The following is a 23425-nucleotide window of genomic DNA, read 5'->3' as shown; positions in this document are numbered from 1 at the left end:
CAACCATACATTGGTGCATGCGAAGTGCATTTTCACCACAGTTTGTGACGTCGATCCCAGGGTACCCTCACGAAAATACACATTATTTCACGTGAGAAACTACCCATCTGCTCAGGTCAGCGGCGACCTTGCGCACCACTGTTTCCCACTCGCCTGCCGCCGCCTGGCGATACAGGCGCATTACGCCCGGATACCACGGCGAATCGGCGCGCCCTTCCATCCAGCGCCAGTCCGGGTGCACCGCCGGCAGCAGGACCCAGCACGGCTTGCCCAGCGCGCCGGCCACGTGGGCCACGGCGGTGTCGACGCAGATCACCAGGTCGAGCGCGGCAACGATGGCGGCGGTGTCGCCGAAGTCGCCGATCTGCGGGCCGAGGTCGGCCAGGTGCGGCGGCAGCGCTTCGCCCGCGCCGGCCTCCATGCCGCGCTGCAGGCTCAGGAAACGCACGCCCGGCACAGCCAACAGCGGCGCGAGGCAGTCCACGCCGGGCAGCGAGCGGTTGGCATCGTTGACGTGGCCGCCGAAGCCGCGCCACGCCAGCCCCACCCGCAAGCCGGCGCCGTCCTGCCCCAGCCGCGCACGCCAATCCCGCGCGCGCGCCGGATCCGGCGCCAGATAGGGCAATGCGGCCGGGATCGTCGTCAGCGAAGTCCGCGCATGCAACGGCAGGCTCATGAGAAAGACCCAGCAATCCTGCGGCGGCAATCCGGCCGCCGCGCCCAGGCCCACTACCCGGTCGGCGCCGGCCACGGCGCCCAGCAGCGGCAGCAAGGCGTCCTGGCATACCAGGGTGACCCGGCCGGCGCCGGCCGCCTTCAATAGCGGCAGGTAGCGCACGAACTGGACGGTGTCGCCGAAGCCTTGCTCAGGCCATACCACGATGCTGCGGCCGGCCAGGGGCTCGCCGCGCCATTGCGGGCAGCCCAGCTGCGGCGCGGTCGCGATCGGGCGCGCCAGCGCCGGATCGTAGCGCGCTTCCATCCACGGCCAGCCTTCTTCCAGGCGGCCGCGCGACAGCAGCAGGAAGCCCAGGTTCCAGCGCGCTTCCGGATAGTCCGGGTCGGCGGCGATTGCCTGGCGGTAGGACGCCTCGGCCTCTCCGGCCAGGCCTTCGCGCTGCAGCAGCGCGCCGAGGTTGTTCAGGGTGCGGGCGTTGCGCGGGGCGAGCGCCAGCGCCTGGCGATAGATCGCCTCCGCCTCCGGCACGCGGTGCAAGTACTGGCACACATTACCCAGCGAATTGAGACCTTCCGGATCGTGCGGCCGCAGCGCCACGTAGGCGCGCAGCGCCGCCTCGGCGTCCGGCAGGCGGCGCCGCGCCGTGTATAGCAGGCCCAGGTTGTGCCAGGCCTCGGCATACGCGGGACGCAGGTCCAGCGCGCGCCGGTAGTGGGCTTCGGCCGGATCGGGATGGCCGGCGCCGGCGTACAGCACCGCGAGGTTGTTGTGCAGTTCGGGCTGGTCCGGCTGCAGTTCGAGCGCCGCCAGGTAGCACGTCTCGGCCTCGGCGCGCCGGCCCTGCCGTTGCAGGCCGTCGGCCTGCTCTTGCAGGAGGATGCGGAGATTGTCGCGACATGCCGCGTGGCCCGGCTGCAGCGCCAGTGCCTGGCGCCAGCGGCGCTCGGCCTCGAGCGGCTGGCCAAGCGCCAGCGCGCAGGCGGCGGCCAGGTTCAGGGCATCGACATTGGCGGCCGCGCCATCCAGCAGATCGCCCACCGACGCCAGTGCGTCCTGGAATGCGCCTTGCCGGTACAAGGCGATGGCGGCATCGATGCGGCGCCCGAGCGCAAGCGGCGCGGGCGGATGGGACGGTTCAGCCACGCAGCATGCGCCAGGTGGCGAAGCCGGCCGCGCACAGCAGCAGCGAGCCGGCCAGGTGCAGCGCCGTATGCGCCAATGCCCAGCCGACCTCGCCACGCTGGAGCAGCAGCACCGACTCGCCCGAGAAGCTGGAAAACGTGGTCAGGCCGCCGAGGAAGCCGGTGATGACGAACAGCCGCCACTCGGGCGCCAGCTGCGGCTGGTCGGTGAAGAAGCCGAGAGCCAGGCCGACGAGAAAGCCGCCGACCAGGTTGGCCGCGAGGGTCCCGACCTGCACGAAGCCGTGCAGACTGCCCAGCCACAGGCCCAGGCCCCAGCGCAGCCAGGCGCCGAGCGCGGCGCCGATGCCGACCGCGGCAAAGCTCAGGGCGCTTCCCACCTGGCCTTCGCGCTGTCGTCGCTGACGCGGGCGTCGACCCAGCGCGCGCCGTCCGGCGTCTGCTCTTTCTTCCAGAACGGGGCCTCGGTCTTGAGGTAGTCCATGATGAATTCGCAGGCCGCGAAGGCGTCGCCACGATGGGCGGCGCTGCAGGCCACCAGCACGATCTGGTCCAGCGGCGCCAGCGGGCCGACGCGGTGGATGACCAGGGTGCCGTACAGCGGCCAGCGTTCAGAGGCGCGCGCCGCGATCGCCTCCAGTGACTTCTCGGTCATGCCCGGATAGTGTTCCAGCTCCATCTCCGAGACCTTCGCGCCGTCGTTCAGGTCGCGCACGGTGCCAACGAAGGACACCACGGCGCCGATGCGCGCATCGTTCGCGCGCAGGCGCGCCACTTCGTGACCGAGGTCGAAATCCCCGGCCTGTACCCTCGCTTCGTTCATGGATGGTCCTTCGGCTGGCGCAGCAACAGGTGTTCAATGCGGGTTTCGGTGCGCACGTCGAGCAGGGCCGGCAAGGCCAGCAGCGCGCGCAGCCCGGCCGCCTGCGCGCCCGGCTTCTGGCCCGACTTGAGCGAGCTTTGCAGCACCTCGACCTGCAGGCGCAGGCGCTCGCGCGCGAACTCGGGGCCGCTGTCGATGCCGGCCGCGATTTCCAGGCGCAGCAAGTCGTTCAGCAGGCGTTCGCGGTTGCCTTCCATCGTGCGCACGCAGGCGGCGCGTTCGCCGTCCGAGGCTTCCAGGGCCGCCAGGGCGGCGTCGAAGCGCGCGCGCAGGATCGGCTCGTAGCCGCCGTCCAGCGCCAGCATGGCGTCCCAGCGCCCGCGCCAGTCCGCAGCCTGGGTGTGGGACTCTGCATTGGCCAGCGCCGTCTCGAGCGCCTGGACCAGGCGCAGCTTGTCGTGCACGGCCCCGGCCAGCGCCGTGTCCTGGGCGCGGCGGGCGGCGTCGGCATGCTGCTGGACGCGGGCGACAGCGGCTTGATAACGCTTGTCGATGCGCGCCTCGTGGGCGCGCGGCACCGGGCCGATCGCCTGCCATTCGGCGGCAGCCTCGCGCAGCAGCTTGCCGACGTTGGCAGGCGTGGCATCCGGGGCGGCCGCTTCCAGGCGTTCGCACACGGCTTCCTTGGCGGTCTCGTGGGCGCGGCGCTCGCTGTCGGCCGCGTGCGCCTGCTCCTTGCGCGCGGCGAACAGCGCGTCGCAGGCGCCGCGGAAGCGCTGCCACAGCGCCTGCTCGGCCTTGCGCTCGAGCGGCAGCGCGCGCGCATGTTCCTGCCAGCGCGCCTGCAGCTCGCGCAGCATGTCCACGGCGTGGCGCTCGTGCGGGTCGAGCTTGTGCACTTCTTCGATCAGCTGCTCGCGCACCGCGATCTCGACCTTGCGCTGGTCTTCCAACGGACGCTGCAAGGTGGTCAAGGCGTCGGCGAACAGCCCGTCCAGGCGCTTCTTTTCCTTGCGGTCGACCGCCCCCAGGTGGCTCCAGGCGGTGCGCAGGCGCTGCACGGTGCCGGACACGTGCTTCCAGTCGGCCTCGCCCGATTGCAGGCGCCCGATCTCGGCCTGCGCTTCCTCGACCAGGGCCTGGCCGCGCGCGGCATTGGTGTGGCGTTCGTCGGCCAATTGGCGAAAGTGGGCCGCGGCCGGCGCATAGGCGGCGCTGCAGGCGGCGTCGAAGCGCTCCCACAGGCTGCGCGGCGCCGGGCCGGACAGGCTGTCCAGGGCTTTCCAGCGATCGCGCATGCTGCCCACCTTCTTGGCCAGCTCGGCCATCGCCAGGCCCTGGGTCGGCAGCGTTTCGACGGTCTTGATCAGTTCTTCGCGCGAGACGTTGCCGCCCCAGCGCGCCCAGTCCGACAACCGCTTGAGCTCGGCGCGCAGATGGGCCAGGCGGTCGGACTGCGGCGCGGACAGGCGCACGCCCTTGTCCTTGGCTTCCTTCAGTGCCTTGTCGAGCTCGGCGGCGGTGCCGAGCGAGCCTTGTTGCAAGGCGGCTTCGAGCGCCTCCATATTGTCGAGGAAAGCCTGGTCGGCGCCGCGTGCGGCCGGCCTGGCGCCGTCTTTTGCGCCTTCCTTCACGACCGGCGCCGGCTTGGCCGGACGGGTTTCCTGCGGCAGGCTCGCGAGCAGCGCGGCGAAGCGCTCCTGCACGGCGCCGGCGGCGGCGTTGGCCGGCAAGGCGGGCAGGCGCTGCCACTCCCTGCGCAGCGTCTCCGGCTTGAGTTCTGCCGGGGCCTGGGCCTGCCATGCGGCCAGCGCCGCCTCGCGCGCGGCCAGCGCGGCCTGGTCTTGTTCGATCGTCGCCAGGCCGGCCGTCAGGCGTGCGTGTTCGGTCGCGAATTCGGCCACCAGGGCGCGCGGCAGCGAGGCGTGGCCGGGATCGACCAGGGCCGCCTCTTGCTCCTGCTGCAGTTCGGCCAGGCGCGCGGCCAGCGCGGCCGCGTCCAGTCCACCCGCGTCCAGGCCGCGCAAGACGGCCAGGCGGTCGATCATGGCGCGCTGCAGCGCCACCTGCGATTCGAGGCGGCGGCCGAGCTCGGCGCGCACGGTGTCGAAGTCGGCTGCCAACTCAGGCGCGCGGATGACCGACCATCTACGGTCCAGCTCGGCCACGTGGTTCGGCGTCAGGAGGTTGTCGTTCAGCAGCGACCTGGCCTGGGCCAGCGCCTCTTCGCCGCGGCGCAGCTCGGATTCGTGGTGGCGGATCGCGTCCAGCCTGCCCTGCACCAGCTTGGCGACGCGGCGGTCGACGTTACGCATCGCCGTGTGCACGCGCTCGAGGTGCTCGCGCCCGTGGACCAGTTCGGCCGCGGCGAGGCGCAGTTCGGAGAATTCGGATTGGAGGATGAAATCGACGGCGGCCGCTTCGTCGGCGCCCAGCGCCTTGAGTCGTTCGGCCTGGCGTGCGCGGGCATCGGCGAGCGCGGTACGGGCGGCCTGCGCGTCATGCGCAGCAGCAGGAGTGCCCGACTTGCCCGAACCAGTCTTGACGCTGCGATCCGCCGGCCCCGAGGCCTTCGCCGCGGCAGGTTTGGCCTCCGGCTTGTCGCCGGACGTGGCCGATTTCCCGCCCTGCCGCTTGAATAGGAATTCGAACATGATGAAATCGCACTTCCAAAACTCCCATCATAGCAAAGAACCCTGGCATCGATCGACATGTCCGGCCCGGCAGCCCCCTTAGTTTGCGAGTAGCAATTTACGAATGACAAAGCCGGTTTTGCCTTGAGGAAATCTCGGCTGGCGGCAGCCCCCGCATTACGCCCATGTCAGGGCCACGGCCTTCACCGCGATTCTCGCTCTGGTGGGCATCATGCGCCAGCATCTGGTTGGCGATGGCGAACCAGGTCTCGCCCGGGATCATGGTGCGCGCCAGCGGCAACAGCTCGCGCTCTTCGCGCTCGAGGCGTTCGAGCAGCAGCTCGCAGCAGCGCTCGAGCGCCGCCAGGCAGCCGGGATCGCCGTCGACGGCGGGCGGCCGCGCCCCCTGGGCCGCCCCCCGCGCCCGCCGGCCCCACCCATCCAGCTCGGCCACCAGCCGCGCGGCATCCTCGCCACGGCGGCGCAGCGCGGGCAGCACGAACTTGTCGAGCTTGCGCCAGTGACAGGCCTCGCAAACCTGGCGCAAGGCGTCGCAAGCCTGTTCGTACTGGCGCATGCTGGGCGGTTCGCCCCACCAGGCGCAAGGTCGCCAGCGTTCGAGCAACGCCTGCACCTCGATCCGCGTGCGTGCCTGCTCGACGGACAAGGCGACCAGCGTATAGGTTGATGTCAGCATGGTGTCTCCTCTCAATTTGCTCCTCCGAGCGCACGTAGTCCACGCCTGGGGCGGTCGGGGATGCTTTATAGGGGTAGCCGGCTATTGTGTGTTTATGTGCCGGCCGACAGGAACTTCGTAGTGTAGAGAGAAGAAGGTGGGCGGGTTTGACTTTTCTCAAACCCGATTTCACAATGCGAGCGAGGTCAGGCGGGGTGAATTTCCTCTACAAAATACTCTTCCAACATGTTACCGAAAGCGGCCGGGTCGCTGCCCACCACTGCGATCCGCGGGCAGCCGTGCCAGGCCGCGCAGCGGCTCACCGCCCCGGCAACGTCGCGCGCCAGGCTCGCGGAGAGGCGCAGGCCGGGCTCCAGCGCCACGCTGCGCAGTTCGAACACGCCCTGCTTGCGGTGCGCCTTGGCGTCGATGCGGCCGACCAGGGCGCCGCGGCGCAGGATCGGCAGGGTGAAATAGCCGTAGCGGCGCTTGGGCGCCGGTGTGTAGCACTCGAGCCGGTAATCGAAGCCGAACAGTTCGAGCGCGCGACGGCGGTCCCAGACCACCGGGTCGAATGGCGACAGCAAGGTATTCAGGCGCGACACCAGCTTGCCGTCCGCCGCCTGATGCGCCAGCGCCAGCTGCTCGGGGTGGATGTAGACCGGCTCGCGCCAGCCCTCGACCCGGGCCCGCACCAGCAGGCCTTCGTCCACCAACTGCGCCGGATCGACGTGCGGTCGGCGCGTGCGGTGATAGTCCGGGATCCACGCCGCGCGCGCCAGGCCGAGGGCGTGCACGGTGCGCAGGGCAAACTCGCGCTGCACCGCGTCCAGGGCCGGCATCCGGTCGTCATGCCAGCTCGGGTGGACGCGCTCGGCCAGGTCGTACACGCGCTGGAAGTTGTGGCGGCGCGCGATCATCAGGGCGCCGGCCGTGAACAGCACTTCGAGCGAGCGCTTCTCGGGTTTCCACTCCCACCAGCCGCCGGACTTGCCGTCCTGGCGCGCGAAGTCGGCGGCCCGCACCGGCCCACTGGCGCGGATGTGCTCGACCAGCTGCGCCACTTCGTCGGCGCGCTCGCGCATCCAGCGCGCCGAATACTTCCAGCCCATCGCTTCGGGATCGAGCATACGGTGTCGGTACAGGCCGTAGTCCTCGATCGGCAGGAAGCAGGCTTCGTGGGCCCAGTATTCGAACAGGCGGCCCTCGGCCAGCAGCTCGTCGAGCCAGGCGGGATCGTAGTCGCCCAGCCGGCTCCACAACACCAGGTAGGGACTGCGCGCGACCACGCTGATGGTGTCGATCTGCAGCATGCGCATGCGCCGGATCGCGGCCAGTACGTCGTCTTTACAGGTGCGGCGCCTCGGGCCGGCCAAACCCTGGGCCGCCAGGTGCAGGGCGCGCGCGGCGCCGATCGATAGGGTGAGTTCGCTCATTCGGCCATTTTGACCGTCCGGGCAAGATCGCGTCAATCGCCCGGGCATTCTCCAGCAAACGAGCGGCCGGCTGCGTTATAGTAGGCGCCGATTTGTCGTTCCACTTTTCTCGAGTCTCTCATGCGGCTGCTGCACACCTCCGACTGGCACCTCGGCCAGAACCTGCACAATCACGACCGGACCTACGAACACCAGTGCTTCCTCGACTGGCTGGCCGACACGCTGGCCGAGGAGCAAATCGACGTGCTCCTGATCGCGGGCGACATCTTCGACACCGCCAATCCGTCCTCGAGCGCCCAGCGCCAGCTTTACCGCTTCCTGCAGCAGGCGCGCACCCGCGTGCCGCACCTGCAGGTGGTGGTCATCGCCGGCAACCACGATTCGCCGGGCAGGCTGGAAGCGCCGACCCCGCTGCTGGAAGCCCATGGCACGATCGTGGTCGGCAACGTCCTGCGCCGCGGCGACGGCGAGATCGACCTGGAGCGCCTGCTGGTGCCGCTGCGCGACCGCGACGGCAACACGGCGGCCTGGTGCCTGGCCGTGCCCTTCCTGCGTCCGGGCGACCTGCCGCGCCTGCGCGCCGCCGAAGGCAGTGAGCCGGCCGAAGACAGCGTGCGGGATCCTTATATGCACGGCACCGCCCTGCTCTATCGCCAGGCGCATGCGCTGGCGCGCGAACGGGCGGCCGAAGGCCAGGCCATCGTCGCCATGGGCCACTGCCATATGGCCAAGGGCCAGGCGTCCGAAGACTCCGAGCGCCGCATCGTGATTGGCGGCAGCGAAGCCCTGCCGGTCAGCATGTTCGACGCCGGCATCGCCTATGCGGCCCTGGGCCACCTGCACCTGGCCCAGCGCGTCGGCGGCCTCGAACACGTGCGCTATTGCGGCAGCCCGCTGCCGCTGTCGTTCTCCGAAGTCGGCTACCAGCACCAGGTGTTGCGCATCGATCTCGAAGGCGGCAAGGCCGGCGCCATCACGCCACTGTTCGTGCCGCGCCCGGTCCAGCTGCTACGCGTGCCCGCCACGCCGGCGCCACTGGAAAAAGCGCTGGCGGCGCTGGAAACCCTGGAACTGGACGCGGACCTGCCGCAGCAGGCCTGGCCCTACCTCGAAGTGCGGGTGCTGCTGGACGGCCCAGAGCCGGGCCTGCGCGCGCGCATCGAGGCCGTCCTGGCGGGTAAACCTGTGCGGCTGGCCAAGATCGAGCCGACCCGCAAGCTGGTCGCGGCAAGCGACGAGGCCGAAGCCCTGAGCCTGGACCAGCTGGCGCAACTGCAGCCGGACGACATCTTCCGCCGCCTGTGGCGGCAAAAATATGGCGATGAGGCGCCGCCCGAGCAGATCGCGTCGTTCGCCGAACTGTTCCACGCCGTGGAAGGAGACGCGCCATGAAGATCCTCCGTATCAGCGGCAAGAACCTGGCCTCGCTGGCGGGCGAATTCGCGGTCGACTTCGAATCCGGACCGCTGGCCACCACCGGCCTGTTCGCCATCAGCGGCCCGACCGGCGCGGGGAAAAGCACGCTGCTCGACGCCCTGTGCCTCGCGCTGTACGACGCCACCCCGCGCATGCTCAAGCGCGCCGGCAGCCAGCTGCCGGACGTCGGCGGCGACACCGTCTCGGCGCTCGACCCGCGCACCCTGCTGCGGCGCGGCACGGCCGAGGCCTGGGCCGAAGTCGACTTCGTCGGCAGCGACGACGGCCGTTACCGCGCGCGCTGGAGCGTACGCCGTTCCTACGGCAAGCCGGGCGGCGCGCTGCAGCCGGCCAAGATGAGCCTGCACCGCCTGCCCGAACTCGCGCCGATCGGCGGCACCAAGACCGAGGTGGCGGCGGAGATCGTGCAGCGCATCGGCCTGTCGTTCGAGCAGTTTACGCGCGCCGTGCTGCTGGCCCAGAACGAGTTCTCGGCTTTCCTCAAGACCGACGAGAACGAGCGCGGCGAACTGCTCGAGACCCTGACCGGCACCACAATCTACAGCGATATCTCGCGCCGCGCCTTCGAGCGCTACAAGCTCGAACAGCAGCGCACCCAGGTGCTGCAGGCCAAGCTCGCCGATGTGGCGCCGCTGGCACCAAGCGAACGCGCCCAGCTCGACCTCGAGCGCAGCGCCGCCGATGCCGCGCGCGAAGCGCTCGACAGCCGCCACGCCCTGCTGGAGCAGCAGCTGCGCTGGCACCAGGAACTCGACAAGCTCGGACGCGGCCAGGCCCAGGCCGAGGAAGCGCTGGCCACCGCCAACGGCGAACGTGCCGCGGCTGCCGAACGGCGCCAGCGCCTCGCTACGCTGGAAGCGGTGCAGCCGGCGCGGCCGCTGGCGGTCGAGGTCCAGCGCCTGGAAGCCGAGCGGCGCCAGGCCCATTCTTCGGTCGCGAAGCTCGAAGGCGAGCTGGCGGCGGCTCTCGAACTTCGCCGCATCAGCAGCGCCGAAGTCGACGCCGCCATCGCGCGCCTCGACGCCGTCGAAGAACAACTGCGCGCCGCCGGCCCGCAACTGGACCAGGCCAAGGCCCTGGATGCGGCGCTCGATGCGCTTGCTCCCGGCCACACCCAGGCAAAAAGTGCGCTGGAAGCGGCGCGCCAGCAGGCCCGCGAGGCGCGCGTCCAGCACGGGGCGAAGTCCGAGGAACTCGCGCGTGCGCGCGGCCTGGTAGAGGCCGCCGCGGCATGGCTGGCAGCCCAGTCCCGGCACGAAGCCGTGGCCACCGGCTGGCCGCAGTGGGAACGCCTGCTGCGCCAGGCCGGCCAGGCACAAGCCGCCCTCACTGCCGGCGCAACGGCGCTGGCGACAACCCGCACGGCGGCCGACCAGGCGCTCGGGCGCGACGCCCAGGCAGCCGGCGCGCTGGCGCAGGCCATCGAAGGTCTCGATACATTGGAAGCGAACCGGCGCGCGGCGATGGCGACGCTGGCGGAATTCGACGCCGAGGCGATCGGCGCCGAACGCCAGCAGCTGGAAGGACGCCGCGAGCGGCTGGCGGCGGCCGAACGCGCCTGGCTCGACCTGTCGGCGGCGCGCGAAACGCTGGCCGGACTCGCGCGCGAATCCGAGCGCGCCGCCACTGCGGCATCAGGCGCCGAACGCGCCCTGCAGGATGCGCGCGCCGCGGCGCCGGCACTGGAAGCGGCGATGGCGCAGGCCGAACGCTCGCTGAGCACCGCCGAACTGGCGTGCGCAGCCAATGTGGAGCAACTGCGCGCGAACCTGATCGACGACGATCCCTGCCCCGTGTGCGGCGCCCTCGAGCATCCATATGCCCACCAGGATGCGACACTGAAGGCGATGTTGACGGGCCTGCGGGCCGAAGTCGACGGCTGCCGCCTGCGCGTGCGCGAGAACGGCGCGCTGCAGGCGACCCACGGCGCCGCCCTCGCCGCCGCCCAGGAACGCCTTGCCGCGCTTTCCCAGGATCGCACGGCGCTCGATCTGCGCATCTCCGGCCTGGGCCAGGCCTGGGACGCCGATCCGCTGGCGTCCCAGGCGCCAGGCGAGCCGGAACGCAGCGACTGGTTCGGCGCCCAACGTGGCGCCGTACGCGACGCCCTCGATGCGCTGGCGCGGCGCGAGCAAGCCTGGCGCGCCGCCGCCAGCGCGCGCGATGCGGCCCAGCGCGACGTCGACGGCGCGCAATCGGTGCTGGTCCGGCTGCGCCAGAGTGCCGAGGCCGAGCGCGAAACGGCGACCCGCCTGCTGAACGAACTGAAGACACTGGACGCCGGCCAGCAGGCGACAGCCACGCAACTGGATGCCCTGCTAGCCGAGCTCGATCCTGCCATGGCCGCCGCCCACGGCGACGGCTGGCAGACGGCATGGCGCCGCGATCCCGCCGGCTGGAGCCAGGCCCGCGCGACGGAATCGGCCGGGTGGCGCGAGCAGACCGAGGCCCAGGCCCGCGGCGCCGCCGCGAGCGCGACCCTGGAAGTCGAAGCGGGCGCGCTCCAGGCGCGTATCGCCGAGATCGATACGGCCGGGGCCAGACTGGCCGCGGAGTTCGAGCGCATCGACGGCGAGTCGAGCGCGAAGCGCGCGGCGCGCGCCGCCTTGTGGCAAGGGCGCGTGGCGGGCGAGGTCGAACGCGAACTCTCCGCCGCCGTGAGCGGCGCGCGCGAGCAGGTCGCGGCGCGCCAGCAGGCCGCCAACGAGGCCGCGCAGGCCGAGACCCGGGCCCGCACCGCGCAGGCCCAGCTGGTCGAGCGCATCGCGGAACTCGACGGGGCCGGCGCCACGGCCAGCGCCCAGCTCGTCGACTGGCTGGAAGACTACCGGCGCCAGGCCGACGGCCTGGATGACATCGGGGATACCGACGAACTGGCGCGCCTGCTGCAGGTGGGCGCCGCCTGGCTGGCGCAGGAACGCAGCGCCCTGAACGCCATCGAGACCGGGGTCGCCAATGCCAACACGGTCCTGGCCGAACGGCGCGCCCAGCGCGCGGCGCATCTCGAGTCGGCGCCGCCGGAAGGCCAACCGATGGACGTGATCCAGGCGATGGTCGACGCGCTGGTCGTCGAGCGCCAGGCATCGATCGAAGCGGCGACCGCGCTGCGCCTGCGCGCGATGCAGGACGACGAGCGGCGCCGCCAGGCCGAATCGAGCCTGGCCGAGATCGAGCGCCAGCAGGCGGTCGAGCAGCGCTGGGGCAAGCTGTCGGAGCTGATCGGATCCAGCGACGGCAAGAAGTTCCGCAACTACGCCCAGCAATTCACGCTGGACGTGCTGCTCGGCTATGCCAATGAACACCTGAAGCAGCTGGCCCGGCGCTACCGCCTCGAGCGCGTCAGCTACCAGGGCATGCCGTCACTGGCGCTGATGGTGCGCGACCAGGACATGGGCGGCGAAGTGCGTTCGGTGAACTCCCTGTCGGGCGGCGAATCGTTCCTGGTGTCGCTGGCGCTGGCGCTGGGCCTGGCCTCGCTGTCCTCGAACCGGGTGCGGGTCGAATCGCTGTTCATCGACGAGGGCTTCGGCAGCCTCGATAGCGAAACGCTGGGGGTGGCGATGGACGCCCTGGATGCGCTGCAGTCGATGGGCCGCAAGGTCGGCGTGATCTCGCACGTGCAGGAGATGACCGAGAGGATCGCGACCAAGGTGCTGGTGCGGCCGGCCGGTGGAGGCAGCAGCGCGGTGGTGGTGGAGTAAGTATTACCTTGTTGGCCCAAAGACCGTCGTCCCCGCGAAGGCGGGGACCCAAGTTTGCTCGCACAGCCACCACGATCTGCTTTGGTGGTCCGCACGGTACTTGGGTCCCCGCCTGCGCGGGGACGACGTTTTTGAGCCAACGATTAAAGGCTGTTCGCTGGCTGGATCAGTGGTTGTGGCGCGGCATATCGTGCCCCACGCCGCGATACGGCAAGGCCAGCTCCATGCACGCGCCCTTGTGCAGCTGGCCCACCGAGGCGCGGTAGATCTCTTGCCACGGGGTCTGGCTGGCGGGGATCGCCGGCGGCGTGTCCTGGCGGCGCGCGTCCATTTCTTCATCCGACAGCAGCACGTCGCAGCGGCCGTGGTTCAGGTCCACGCGCACCACGTCGCCCGTGCGCAGCAGCGACAGGTTGCCGCCGGCCGCGCTCTCGGGCGAGGCGTTCAGGATCGACGGGCTGTCCGAGGTGCCCGACTGGCGGCCGTCGCCCAGGGTCGGCAGGTTGTTGATGCCTTGCTTGATCAGGTGATCGGGCGGCTGCATATTGACCACCTCGGCCGAACCGGGCCAGCCGACCGGGCCTGCGCCGCGAATCACCAGCATCGTGTACTCGTCGATACCCAGGCTCGGATCGTTAATGCGATGGTGATAGTCGTCCGAACCGTCGAACACGACCACCTTGCACTCGAAGCAGTTTTCGTGCCCCGGATTGGCGAGATAACGCGCGCGGAAGGCCGGCGAGATCACGCTGGTCTTCATGATCGCGAAGTCGAACAGATTGCCCTTCAGGACCAGGAAGCCTGCGGTATCTTTCAGCGGCTCGGCGAATGGCTTGATCATCTCGCGGTCGTCGGTCTCGCGATCGTAGATGTTCTCGGCGATGGTCTTGCCGGTGACGGTGAGGCGTTGCGAGCGCAGCTTGCCCGCCTGCTCCAGCTCCCACATCACGGCCGGCACGCCGCCGGCGCGGTGGAAACGCTCGCCCAGGTATTTACCGGCCGGCTGCATGTTCAGCAGCAGCGGCACGTCGTAGCCGTATTCCATCCAGTCCTCGGGCGTGATCTCCACGCCCGCATGGCGCGCCATGGCCACGATGTGCGGCTGGGCGTTGCTCGAGCCGCCGATCGCGGCGTTGACCACGATCGCATCCAAAAAGGCGTCACGGGTCAGGATCTGCGACGGACGCACGTCGTCCTTCGCCAGTTCGACGATGCGGCGGCCGGTCTCGTAGGCCATTTGCCCCCGCTCGCGGTAAGGCGCGGGAATCGCCGAGCAGCCGGTGAGCGACATGCCCAGGACCTCGGCCACGGCATTCATCGTCGAGGCGGTGCCCATGGTGTTGCAGTGACCGGCCGACGGGGCCGAGGCGGTAGCGATGTCGACGAACTTCTTCTCGTCGATGGCGCCGGCCGCCAGCTGGCGGCGCGCCTTCCAGATCGCGGCGCCGGAGCCAACCAGCTCACCCTCGAACCAACCGTCGAGCATCGGGCCGCCCGACAGCACGATGGCGGGAATGTCGACCGTGGCCGCAGCCATCAGCTGGGCCGGCACGGTCTTGTCGCAGCCGGTGGTGAGCACCACGGCGTCGATCGGATAGCCGTGCAGGATCTCGACCAGACCGAGATAGGCCAGGTTGCGGTCCAGCGCCGCGGTCGGGCGGCGGCAGTTCTCGAAGATCGGATGCAGCGGGAATTCCATCGGGATGCCGCCGGCGTCGCGGATGCCGTCGCGCACCCGCTTGACGGTCTCCAGGTGGATGCGGTTGCACGGCGTGATGTCGCTGCCGCTCTGGGCGATGCCGATGATCGGCTTGCCGCAGCGCAGTTCCTCGGGCGTGATCCCGTAGTTCATGAAGCGCTCGAGGTAGAGCGCGGTCATGTCGATGCGCTCGGGATTGTCGAACCAGTCCTGGGAGCGGTAGCGACGCTTGGCGTTATTGTTGACGTTGTTGCTCATGAGTCAATTATTCTATGGTTGATCCTGCAGCCGCAGCGCATGCTGCGGCAGTCCCGGCACATCGGCGCGGAAGGTGAACAGCCCGCCCGCGAGCGGCTGCGCCTCGAGCTGGGCGGCGGACAGGCCCTTGCGCGCCGTCGTAGCATACACGGTGCGCAGGTCGTCGCCGCCGAAGGCCAGCTTGGTGATGTTCGCACATGGGAAGCGCACTTCGCCCAGCTTGCGTCCCTGCGGGTCGAAACGGTCGATGCGCCAGCCGCCGAAGGTGGCCACCCACAGGCAGCCTTCGGCGTCCACCGCCATCCCGTCCGGATAACCGCCATCGGCCAGCTCGGTGAACAGGCGCTTGCGCGCGACCAGGCCGTCCTGGCCCAGGTCGAAGGCATAGACGCGCTTGGCCAGCGTATCGGTGTGGTACAGCGTGCGGCCGTCGGGGCTGACGGCCGGGCCGTTGGTGATCACGTAGCCGTCGTCCACGCGGCTTACCGCGCGGCCGTCGTAACGGTACAGGGCGCCGGTGGCCTGGTCTTCGGCATCGTCCATCGAACCGAACCACAGGCGTCCCGCGGCGTCGACGTGACCGTCGTTGAAGCGGTTGCCCGGCTGGTCGGCCTCGACCTTCAGCAAGGACGAGAATTCGCCGGTGGTTTCATGGAAGCGGTACAGGCCATCCTCCAGTGAGCAGACGAAACCGCCGCCCGCGACCGGCACCACGAAGCTCACCTGCCCCGGCGCGTCCCAGCTGCGCTTTGCGCCGTCCCGGGTGTCGTAGCAATGCAGGCGCCGGCCCTTGATGTCCACGAACCACACCTGGCCGGCCGCACCATGCCACAGCGCGCCTTCGCCAAGCGTGGCCTCCACCTCCCACAGGCAGTGCGGCGCGCTGTTCATGCGCCGTACCAGCCCGCGTCGACGAAGTATTCGCGGCCGCTGCAGCGGCGCGCATTGTTCGAGGCCAGGAACAGCGACAGCGCCGCCACATCATGCATTTCCACGCGCTCCTGCAGGCACTGGCCGTTCAGGATGCGCGCTTCCTCGTGCGGCGTATGCCACAGCGCTTCCTGGCGCGGGGTGCGCACCGCGCCGGGAATCACCGCCACCGCGCGGATGCCGTGCGGTCCGAGCTCGCGCGCCATGGCGCGCGTCATGCCCTCGACGCCGGCCTTGGCCGTCATGTACAGGGCCAGCTCGGTGTGCGGCAGGTGCCACGAGATCGAGCCGAAATTCTGGATCACGCCATGGCCCTGCTCGCGCATGCCGGGAATCACGGCCTGGGAACAGAAGAACTGGTGGCGCAGGTTGACGTTCATCCGGCTTTCCCAGTAGGCCGGGGTGACCTCGCCGATGCGGTGACGGTCGTCGTTGGCCGCGTTATTGAGCAGGATGTCGACGGCGCCGGCTTCCTGCACGATGCCGTCGAAGGTGCGCTTGAGCGCATCGAGGTCGGTCAGGTCGCAGTGGATGAAGCTTGGCGCGTGGGTCGGGTTGACCACCGATTTGGTCAGCGACTCGGCCAGGGCTTGTCCTGCGCCCTCGGCGATGTCGAGGAACCAGACCCGGGCGCCCTGGCCGACGAAGGCGGTGACCAGCTCGGCGCCGATGCCGCTGCCGCCGCCGGTGATGACGACGCGCTTGCCGTTCAGGTCCGGATAACTTGCGTATTCAAAGGCTGGTTGGTTGATGTCAGACATGGGGTTTTCGTATTTGAGAGCTGTTTTATTTCTGGACCAGCAGGCCGCGCTGCGCCAGGTTGGCGTACAGCGCGCGCACGCCGAAGGTCCAGGGCGTGATCGCGTCGCTGCGTTGCACGGTGTTGACCAGGGTGCCGAGCGATGGGGTCGAGATGCCGACCTTGTCGCCCAGGTGGTGGGTGAAGCCGCCGCCTTCGGCATCGCGGTCCTTGATCGGCGAGAACATCGTGCCGAGGAACAGCATGAAGCCGTCCGGGTACTGGTGGTGCGCGCCGCAGGTCTGGGCCACCAGGTCGAGCGGGTCGCGGCTGATCTCGCGCATGCGGCTGCTGCCTTCCAGGATGAAGCCGTCGTCCACGCCTTCGATCAGCATGTTCACCTCGCATTCGCGCAGGGTGTCGAGCGTGTACGTGGCGTCGAACAGGCGGACGAAGGGGCCGATGGAGCAGGAGCCATTATTGTCCTTGGCCTTGCCCAGCAACAGGGCGCTGCGGCCTTCGATGTCGCGCAGGTTGACGTCGTTGCCCAGGGTGGCGCCGACGATCTCGGCGCGGCTGTTCACCGCCAGCACGATCTCGGGTTCCGGATTGTTCCAGTGCGAGGTCGGATGCAGACCGATGTCGGCGCCGTGGCCGACCGACGACATCGGCTGCGACTTGGTAAAGACTTCGGCATCCGGGCCGATGCCCACTTCCATGTACTGCGACCACAGGCCGCGCGCCGACAGCTCGGTCTTCAGGCGCGCCGAGGCCTCGGAACCCGGGACGATGTCCGACAGGTCGGTGCCGATCGTCGCCTGCAGCTGCTCGCGCAGTGCCTCGGCGCGCGACGGGTCGCCCTTGGCCTGCTCTTCGATCACGCGTTCCAGCAGGCTGACGGCGAAAGTCACGCCCGCGGCCTTGATCGCCTGCAGGTCGCATGGCGCCAGCAGGCGGATGCCGTTGGCGCCGGCTTCGCCGCGCAGCGCGGCGTCCATCAGCGCGCGCACTTCGCCCAGGTCTTCGCCCTCGGCGCTGCCCGCGATGGCCAGCAGGTCGGAGCGTTCGAACAGGTCGGCCACGGTCGGCGCATGGCGGGTGATGTCGACCAGGCGGCCGCCGCGCACGGCGACCACGGCTGGACCTTCGTTGGCGCCGGTGCGCCAGACCCGGCCGACCAGCAGCGCGCGGTCGAGGTCATCGGGAAGCGGATTGGCTTGGAGTGTAGTCATGATTCCTCTATTGATGATGCCGCCCCTCGGGGCGGCAGTATCGGTATGTGACGGAGCATCGGCGGACATGATTCTAACATTAATGTTAACGCAATCATTGGCCAACATCGGTTTTGACGCCTTGCGTCCCTGCCCCGCACTCACCGGTGTACGGCGAGTGCGGGCGGGGAGTCAGGCCAAGGCAGTATCAGAACTTGCCGCGCAGGCCCAGCTGGAAGGTACGGCCCGGGTCATAAAAGCCGAACTGGGCGTTCTCGAACTGGAAGTAGGAGTCGCGCTTGGCCTTGTTGATGTTGACGACATCGAAGGTGATGGTCGGCCAGTTCTCACGATCGAACACCTGCTCCAGATCGACGCTCGACGAGAAGTCGGCCTGCTTGTAGGCACGGCCATACAGGGCAGCTGCCGCGATACCGTTCTGGCCGCCGTTGGCCGCCTGGCTGCCTTCGCGGTAGGTGTGCGAGAAACGGGCCATGAAGCCGTGGTTCTCGTAGTAGACGCCGAAGTTGTTGCTCTTGCGTGGCACGTTCAGCGCCACGAAGCCGTTCGTGCCTTCGCCGCTGGCCGACTGGTTGATCAGGGTCGCGGTTTCGCTGAAGCCGAAGCCCTTGATCGGCAAGAACCTGTCGAGCGGCTGGACCCAGCCGATTTCCAGGCCGCGGATCCGCAGGATGCCGCCGGCATTGCGCTCCTGGCTCATCACCACGGTCGCCGCGCCCGGACCGCCGCGCGCATCGATCGCCGCCTGCTGGTTCGGAATCAGGTTGGCATAGGTGACGCCATACTGCTCCAGCGCGCTGAACGGCAACGACCGGTTCTCGATCACGGTGAAGCCCTTGAGCTTCTTCTGGAACACGGTCAGGCTCACATAGCCTTCGCCGCCGGTGTACCAGTCGACGCCGAAGTCTAGGTTCTTCGAGATGTAGGGCATCAGCTCGGGGCTGCCGATCGTGCCGACGTCGGCCGACACCGAGCTGAAGTTGATGCCAGGACGCAGCGAGTTCGGATTGGCGCGGGTCATGCTCTTCGATGCCGCGGCGCGCACGATGACATTGTTGGCGACCGTCAGGGCGGCGGTGCCGGATGGCAGCGTGTTGTTGTAGGTGTTATTCACATACTGCCACTCGGTCGCGTTCGGATACTTGGAACCGTTGGCCGTGAGCGATGCGTTGCGTGGGTCGGCGAACGAATTGAGCGAGCCGACTTCCTGCTTGGTGCGCACATACCGCACGCCGGCGTTATACCGGAACGGCATATTGGCGAGCAAGGTCGAGCCATTGATCTCGGTATAGAAGCCCGAGCTCTTCTCGCGCATATAACCCGCGCTCGCCCCGGTCGACGAACTGGTCGAATCCGGCGCCGTCGAGTTGTAGTAGTCGTAGTTCGAATCCTTCCTGAAACGGTCCCAGTCGACGACCAGGCGGCCGTATTCGCCAGGCACCAGGTAGCTTGCCAGCTTGTCGGCCGGGATCAGCGAGCCCTGGTAGACCAGCTGGTCCGTGCGTCCCGCGGTGTAGCCGGTGCCGAAGCCAGGATAAAGCGCGGCTGCGCTCGCGCCAGGCGTGTTGGCGCCGTCGCAGGCCGGAGCGCCGTTAGGACCTTGCAGGAACACGCTTGGATTGTTGCCGCACACCGCGGCCTGCCAGGCGGCCGAGTTGTCCTGGCCGCGGATGCGGCGATCGATGTCGTCATAGGCGTAGCCGAGCTTCAGGTTCAGCTTGTTGTCGCCCCAGGTCAGGTCGGTATGGAAGCCCTTGGTGCTGGTTTCGCGCAGCTCGTTCTGGATATTGACGCGGCCACCTGCCCATACGTATTGCGAAGGATCATTCAGGTCCTTGTTGAAGGTGATGCTCGGCACGCCGCCGTTGGTGGCGTCGTAGGTCGCCACGAGGCCGCTGCCGGCCGGCGTGATGGGCATGACCGTCGGCGCTTCGTGGGTGAAGTCCGACTTCGTCGCGTTGGCCTGCGCCTCGAGCTTCAGGGTCGGGGCGATCTGCCACGTCATCCCCGGATTGATGCCCTTGAGCGTGGTCTTGTCGCGGCGCGGTCCGTATTCAATGAAGGAGCGCGCGTTGGCAAAGGTGCCGCCCGTCGCCGTGCAGCCGGCGTTGCAGTCTGGGCGGTCCACGGTCATGTTGAGCGGGATGGCGAACTCGTTGCGCATTGCCCAGGTGTAGCCGATGCGCTGCATGTCGTCGTCTTTTTCGCTGTATAGCGTGTCGACGTAGAAATGCAGGTTCTCGGTAGGACGGTATTCGGCGCTGATGATGGCGGCAGCCTTGTCGCGGTCGCCGTAGTACTCCATGTAGCGGCCGAGGCGAGGCACCAGCGCGTTGTCGATCGCGGTGATGCTCGTACCCGGGTTGTTGGCCTCCAGGAAACCCTGGTTGATCGGGGTGCCGGGGACGAGGCCTGCGCCCGCGCCGACCGGCACGGTGCCGGGGATCGTCCAGTTGCCGCCGCCGGTGTTGTTACGCGACGGCAGGCCGTTCTGCGCAGCCGACAGGTTGGCATTGGTCAGGCCGACCGTCTCGTAGCCGGTGGTGCGTGCTTTCTGGCGGTTGAAGTACACGCCGCCGAGGATACCGAACTTGTCGCCCCAGGTCTTGCTGGCCAGCAGCGAGCCGCGTGCGCCGACGTCGTTGGCGATTTCCTGCTTCTGTGCGGTCGCGCTGTAGACGACGTAGGTGCCTTCCTTGTCGAAGGGACGCGCGCTGCGCAGGTTGACGACGCCGGCGGCGCCGCCCTCGAGCTGCGAGGCATTCGGGCTCTTGCTGACGGTCAGCTTGGTGAACAGTTCGGTCGGCAGCAGGTCGAGGTCGATCTCGCGGTTGGTGCTGGCGCCGTCGATCGGTCCGGACGACGCCACGGCGATCTGCGCATTGTTCAGCAGGACCTTGGTGAAGCTCGATCCCAGGCCGCGGATCTGGACGTTCATGCCCTCGCCCGTCACGTCGCGCGAAATCTGGACACCTGGAATGCGGCTGAGCGATTCCGCGATGTTCTTGTCCGGGAATTTACCCATGTCTTCCGAACTGATGGTGTCCTGGAAGCCGACCGCTTCCTTCTTGTCGCGGGCGGACGCCAGCAGACTGCCGCGGTAGCCGGTCACTTTCACGACGTTCACGTTGGCCTGCGCGTTGGCGTCGGGGGCGGTGGTGGCGGTGGCGTCCTGCGCATATGCCTGGTGAACCAGGCCCGCCATGACGGTCAGGCCAAGCGCCCATTGGCGCCGGCGCGCTGCACCCTGCTGCTGAGAATTACGAGTCATTCAATGTCTCCTGATGGTTTTTTTCTACTTCTAATTACTGCTGAGTAAGCAACCTTCAACGGTTGTCTGGTGAGTGGGTAAGACTGCCCGATGCGGCAAACAGGGCGTTCTTCCCGGCGCGCTCTAGCGGCAGGTCACGGTGTTCGAACCCGCTGGATGCGCTCGGCGCGGGGTGGGCGAAGCCGACCACGCGCCTGGAATGGATGGGTGAAGGGTGCGGCCGCCAGATGGCATGGCCGGACGTGCGGTGACGTCTCGTTGTTGCATGCTTATCTCCTCGTTATTTTTTTACTTCAAGCACATGTTACGAACATCTCTATTAACACGAATGTTATCGCAACCATCCCAGTCTACTGGTCAAAAATAATGATTGTCAACAAAATATTCCGAACGTCGCTAAAGCGCGAATGTTATGCATACCAAGCGCTCCTGACGAGACGCTTGCCGAACCACCGTCGGGCAGGCCACTTGCCATGATTTGCGCAACAAAACGCTTTCAAATCGAAAAGGTTCGCGCTAACATTCCCGCAGCCGGATGATACAAAACAAACATTCCGGATCAAAAAACATGGAGACAACCTCATGCATCGACTCTTCGGGCGGCTCTGGGCCGCGTTTCTTTTCGGCATGCTGCTGTGCATCCCGACCCATGCCGCCGCAGAGGATGGTTACCAGCTGTGGTTGCGCTATCAGCCCCTCCCCGCCGCCCAGCGCGCACACGTTCCCGATTCGATCCTGGTGCTCGGCGCCGACAGCCCCACCAAGGGTGCCGCGCGCGCCGAGCTGCAACGCGCCCTGCTGGGAATGCTGGGCAAGGCGCCTGGCATCGTCGACAAGGCGCGCCTCGATACCATCGTGCTGGCGCGCGGCGCCGACCTGCCGGCCGGCCTGGATACCGCGTCCGCCGTACGCGATGAATTGAAAAAGCTTGGCGACGAAGGCTATCTGGTGCGGCGCGCGAAGCTGAACGGCGCTGCCGTCACCCTGGTCGCGGCCAATACCGATGCCGGCCTGCTGTATGGCAGCTTCGCCTGGCTGCGCGAGCTGCAGCTCCCATCGGGCAAAGGCGCCGACAGGATCGCGCTGGCCTCCAGCCCCACCCTGCCCCTGCGCGTGCTGAACCACTGGGACAACCTCGATCGCAGCGTCGAGCGCGGCTATGCCGGCGAGTCGATCTGGAACTGGTGGGAACTCCCGAACATCATCGATCCGCGCTATACCGACTATGCGCGCGCTAATGCCTCGCTGGGCATCAACGGCACCGTGTTGAACAACGTGAACTCCAAGGCCGAGGTGCTCGGCGCGCCCTTCATCGCCAAGGCCGCGGCCATCGCCGACGTGCTGCGTCCGTATGGCATCCGGGTCTACCTGTCGGTGCGCTGGTCGACCCCGCTCGAGATGAAGCAAACCAAGACGGCCGATCCGCTCGACCCGGAGGTCGCCGCCTGGTGGAAGAACAAGGCCGACGAGATCTACCGCACCATTCCCGATTTCGGCGGCTTCCTGGTCAAGGCCAATTCGGAAGGCCAGCCAGGCCCGCAGGACTACCGCCGCAACCACGCCGACGGCGCCAATATGTTGGCGCGCGCCGTGGCCCCGCACAAGGGCATCGTGATGTGGCGCGCCTTCGTGTACGCCTCGCCCGAGGAGTCGAAGGCCGGCAAGGCGCACGACCGCGCGGTCGAGGGCTATGACCAGTTCATCCCGCTGGACGGCAAGTTCGACGACAACGTGCTGGTGCAGGTGAAGAATGGCGCGATCGACTTCCAGCCACGTGAGCCGGCCCACCCGATGTTCGGCGCGATGCCGAAGACGCCGCTGATCATGGAATTCCAGATCACCAAGGAATACCTGGGCTTCGCCACCCACCTGGCCTATCTCGGCCCCATGTTCCAGGAGACCCTGGAATTCGACACCCGCATCGGCGGGCGCAAATTGACCGTGGCCGACACCATCCAGGGCAAGCAGGGCCGCGTTGGCGGCATCGCGGGCGTGGCCAATATCGGCAGCAGCCGCAGCTGGAGCGGTTCGATCTTCGACCAGTCCAACTGGTATATGTATGGCCGCATGGCCTGGGACCAGGGCCTGGACAGCCGCGTCATCGCACGCGAATGGGCGGCCCAGACCTTCAGCCCGGATGCGCGCCTGCTGGACCCCGTCGTGAACATGATGATGCGTTCGCGCGAAGCCGTGGTCGACTACATGACGCCGCTCGGCCTGAACCACGTGATGGGCAGCAGCCACCACCATGGTCCGGCGCCCTGGGTCGACAACCTGGAACGCGCCGACTGGAATCCGATCTATTACCACCGCGCGGGCCGCGACGGCATCGGCTTCGACCGCACCGCCAAGGGCAGCAATGCCGTGGCCCAGTATTCGCCGGAGGTGGCGCGCCGCTTCGCCGACCCGAAAACGACGCCGCCGGAGCTGCTGCTCTGGTTCCACCGCCTGCCTTGGGATTACCGGATGGCGTCCGGCCGCACCCTGTGGGAAGAGCTGGTGACCCGCTACGACCACGGCGTGGCCGAAGCCGCCGCGATGCAGGCCGAGTGGCAGCGCATGAAGCCTTTCGTCGACGCCCAGCGCTTCGCGGATACCGCCCAGCGCCTGGCCCAGCAGCACGTCGAAGCGCAATGGTGGCGCGACGCGAGCATCGCCTATTTCCAGGACGTGTCCGGGTTGCCGTTGCCGGCCGGCGTGCGCAAGCCCGCGCAGTCGCTCGAACACTACAAGTCGATCCGCTTCCCATATGCCCCGGGGATTTGAGCG

General features: G+C 68.3%; 14 protein-coding genes. 3 read left to right on the top strand and 11 right to left on the bottom strand.

All coding sequences use genetic code 11. The features are described from left to right. Nucleotides 1-82 precede the first annotated feature (82 nt). From SOM28_RS00480 to SOM28_RS00455, 6 genes are all read right to left on the bottom strand, one after another. The gene (locus SOM28_RS00480; RefSeq protein ID WP_320466832.1) at nt 83-1822 is read right to left on the bottom strand and encodes a tetratricopeptide repeat-containing glycosyltransferase family protein; all 1740 of its coding nucleotides are present in this window, start codon (nt 1820-1822) and stop codon (nt 83-85) included. Further along, complete coding sequence (crcB, locus tag SOM28_RS00475; RefSeq protein ID WP_320466831.1) at nt 1815-2201, bottom strand: fluoride efflux transporter CrcB; 387 nt, start codon at nt 2199-2201, stop codon at nt 1815-1817. The genes SOM28_RS00480 and crcB overlap by 8 nt, the downstream gene beginning before the upstream one ends. Then, nucleotides 2186-2644, bottom strand: a complete 459-nt coding sequence (moaE, locus tag SOM28_RS00470) for a molybdopterin synthase catalytic subunit MoaE (RefSeq protein ID WP_320466830.1) — start codon at nt 2642-2644, stop codon at nt 2186-2188. The genes crcB and moaE overlap by 16 nt, the downstream gene beginning before the upstream one ends. Next, complete coding sequence (locus tag SOM28_RS00465; RefSeq protein ID WP_320466829.1) at nt 2641-5298, bottom strand: DUF349 domain-containing protein; 2658 nt, start codon at nt 5296-5298, stop codon at nt 2641-2643. The genes moaE and SOM28_RS00465 overlap by 4 nt, the downstream gene beginning before the upstream one ends. A gap of 97 nt (nt 5299-5395) precedes the next feature. Beyond that, nucleotides 5396-5974 (bottom strand): hypothetical protein, encoded by a 579-nt coding sequence (locus SOM28_RS00460; RefSeq protein ID WP_320466828.1) that lies wholly within the window; start codon nt 5972-5974, stop codon nt 5396-5398. A 185-nt stretch (nt 5975-6159) separates the two neighbouring features. Beyond that, nucleotides 6160-7389, bottom strand: a complete 1230-nt coding sequence (locus SOM28_RS00455; protein WP_320466827.1) for a winged helix-turn-helix domain-containing protein — start codon at nt 7387-7389, stop codon at nt 6160-6162. 120 nt (nt 7390-7509) lie between these two features. Between SOM28_RS00455 and SOM28_RS00450 the strand changes: the two genes are divergently transcribed. Further along, entirely contained in the window at nt 7510-8781 is a 1272-nt protein-coding gene (locus SOM28_RS00450) for an exonuclease SbcCD subunit D C-terminal domain-containing protein (RefSeq protein WP_320466826.1), read from the top strand. Continuing rightward, nucleotides 8778-12527: an AAA family ATPase gene (locus SOM28_RS00445; protein WP_320466825.1), complete on the top strand. Its 3750-nt coding sequence runs from the start codon at nt 8778-8780 to the stop codon at nt 12525-12527. The genes SOM28_RS00450 and SOM28_RS00445 overlap by 4 nt, the downstream gene beginning before the upstream one ends. Nucleotides 12528-12693: 166 nt before the next feature. Here SOM28_RS00445 and SOM28_RS00440 read toward each other — a convergent pair whose 3' ends face one another. From SOM28_RS00440 to SOM28_RS00420, 5 genes are all read right to left on the bottom strand, one after another. Further along, nucleotides 12694-14484, bottom strand: a complete 1791-nt coding sequence (locus tag SOM28_RS00440; protein WP_320466824.1) for an IlvD/Edd family dehydratase — start codon at nt 14482-14484, stop codon at nt 12694-12696. Between the two features lie 12 nt (nt 14485-14496). Further along, entirely contained in the window at nt 14497-15375 is an 879-nt protein-coding gene (locus SOM28_RS00435) for an SMP-30/gluconolactonase/LRE family protein (protein ID WP_320466823.1), read from the bottom strand. After that, nucleotides 15372-16175, bottom strand: a complete 804-nt coding sequence (gene xylB, locus SOM28_RS00430) for a D-xylose 1-dehydrogenase (protein ID WP_320466822.1) — start codon at nt 16173-16175, stop codon at nt 15372-15374. Before xylB ends, SOM28_RS00435 begins: the two co-directional genes overlap by 4 nt. 25 nt (nt 16176-16200) lie before the next feature. Beyond that, the gene (locus SOM28_RS00425; protein WP_320466821.1) at nt 16201-17385 is read right to left on the bottom strand and encodes a fumarylacetoacetate hydrolase family protein; all 1185 of its coding nucleotides are present in this window, start codon (nt 17383-17385) and stop codon (nt 16201-16203) included. A gap of 187 nt (nt 17386-17572) precedes the next feature. Next, nucleotides 17573-20656, bottom strand: coding sequence for a TonB-dependent receptor (locus tag SOM28_RS00420; protein ID WP_320466820.1), 3084 nt, complete (start codon nt 20654-20656; stop codon nt 17573-17575). A 582-nt stretch (nt 20657-21238) separates the two neighbouring features. Between SOM28_RS00420 and SOM28_RS00415 the strand changes: the two genes are divergently transcribed. Then, on the top strand, nt 21239-23422 hold the full coding sequence (locus SOM28_RS00415; protein ID WP_320466819.1) for an alpha-glucuronidase family glycosyl hydrolase: 2184 nt from the start codon (nt 21239-21241) through the stop codon (nt 23420-23422). The last annotated feature ends 3 nt before the right edge of the window (nt 23423-23425 follow it).

The organism is Massilia sp. CFBP9026 (genome assembly GCF_034045165.1).
In the GTDB taxonomy this organism is placed as follows: Bacteria; Pseudomonadota; Gammaproteobacteria; order Burkholderiales; family Burkholderiaceae_D; genus Telluria; species Telluria arenae.
The sequence above is the reverse complement of the archived record's forward strand: the minus strand, read 5'-3'. Positions and strand labels throughout refer to the sequence as shown.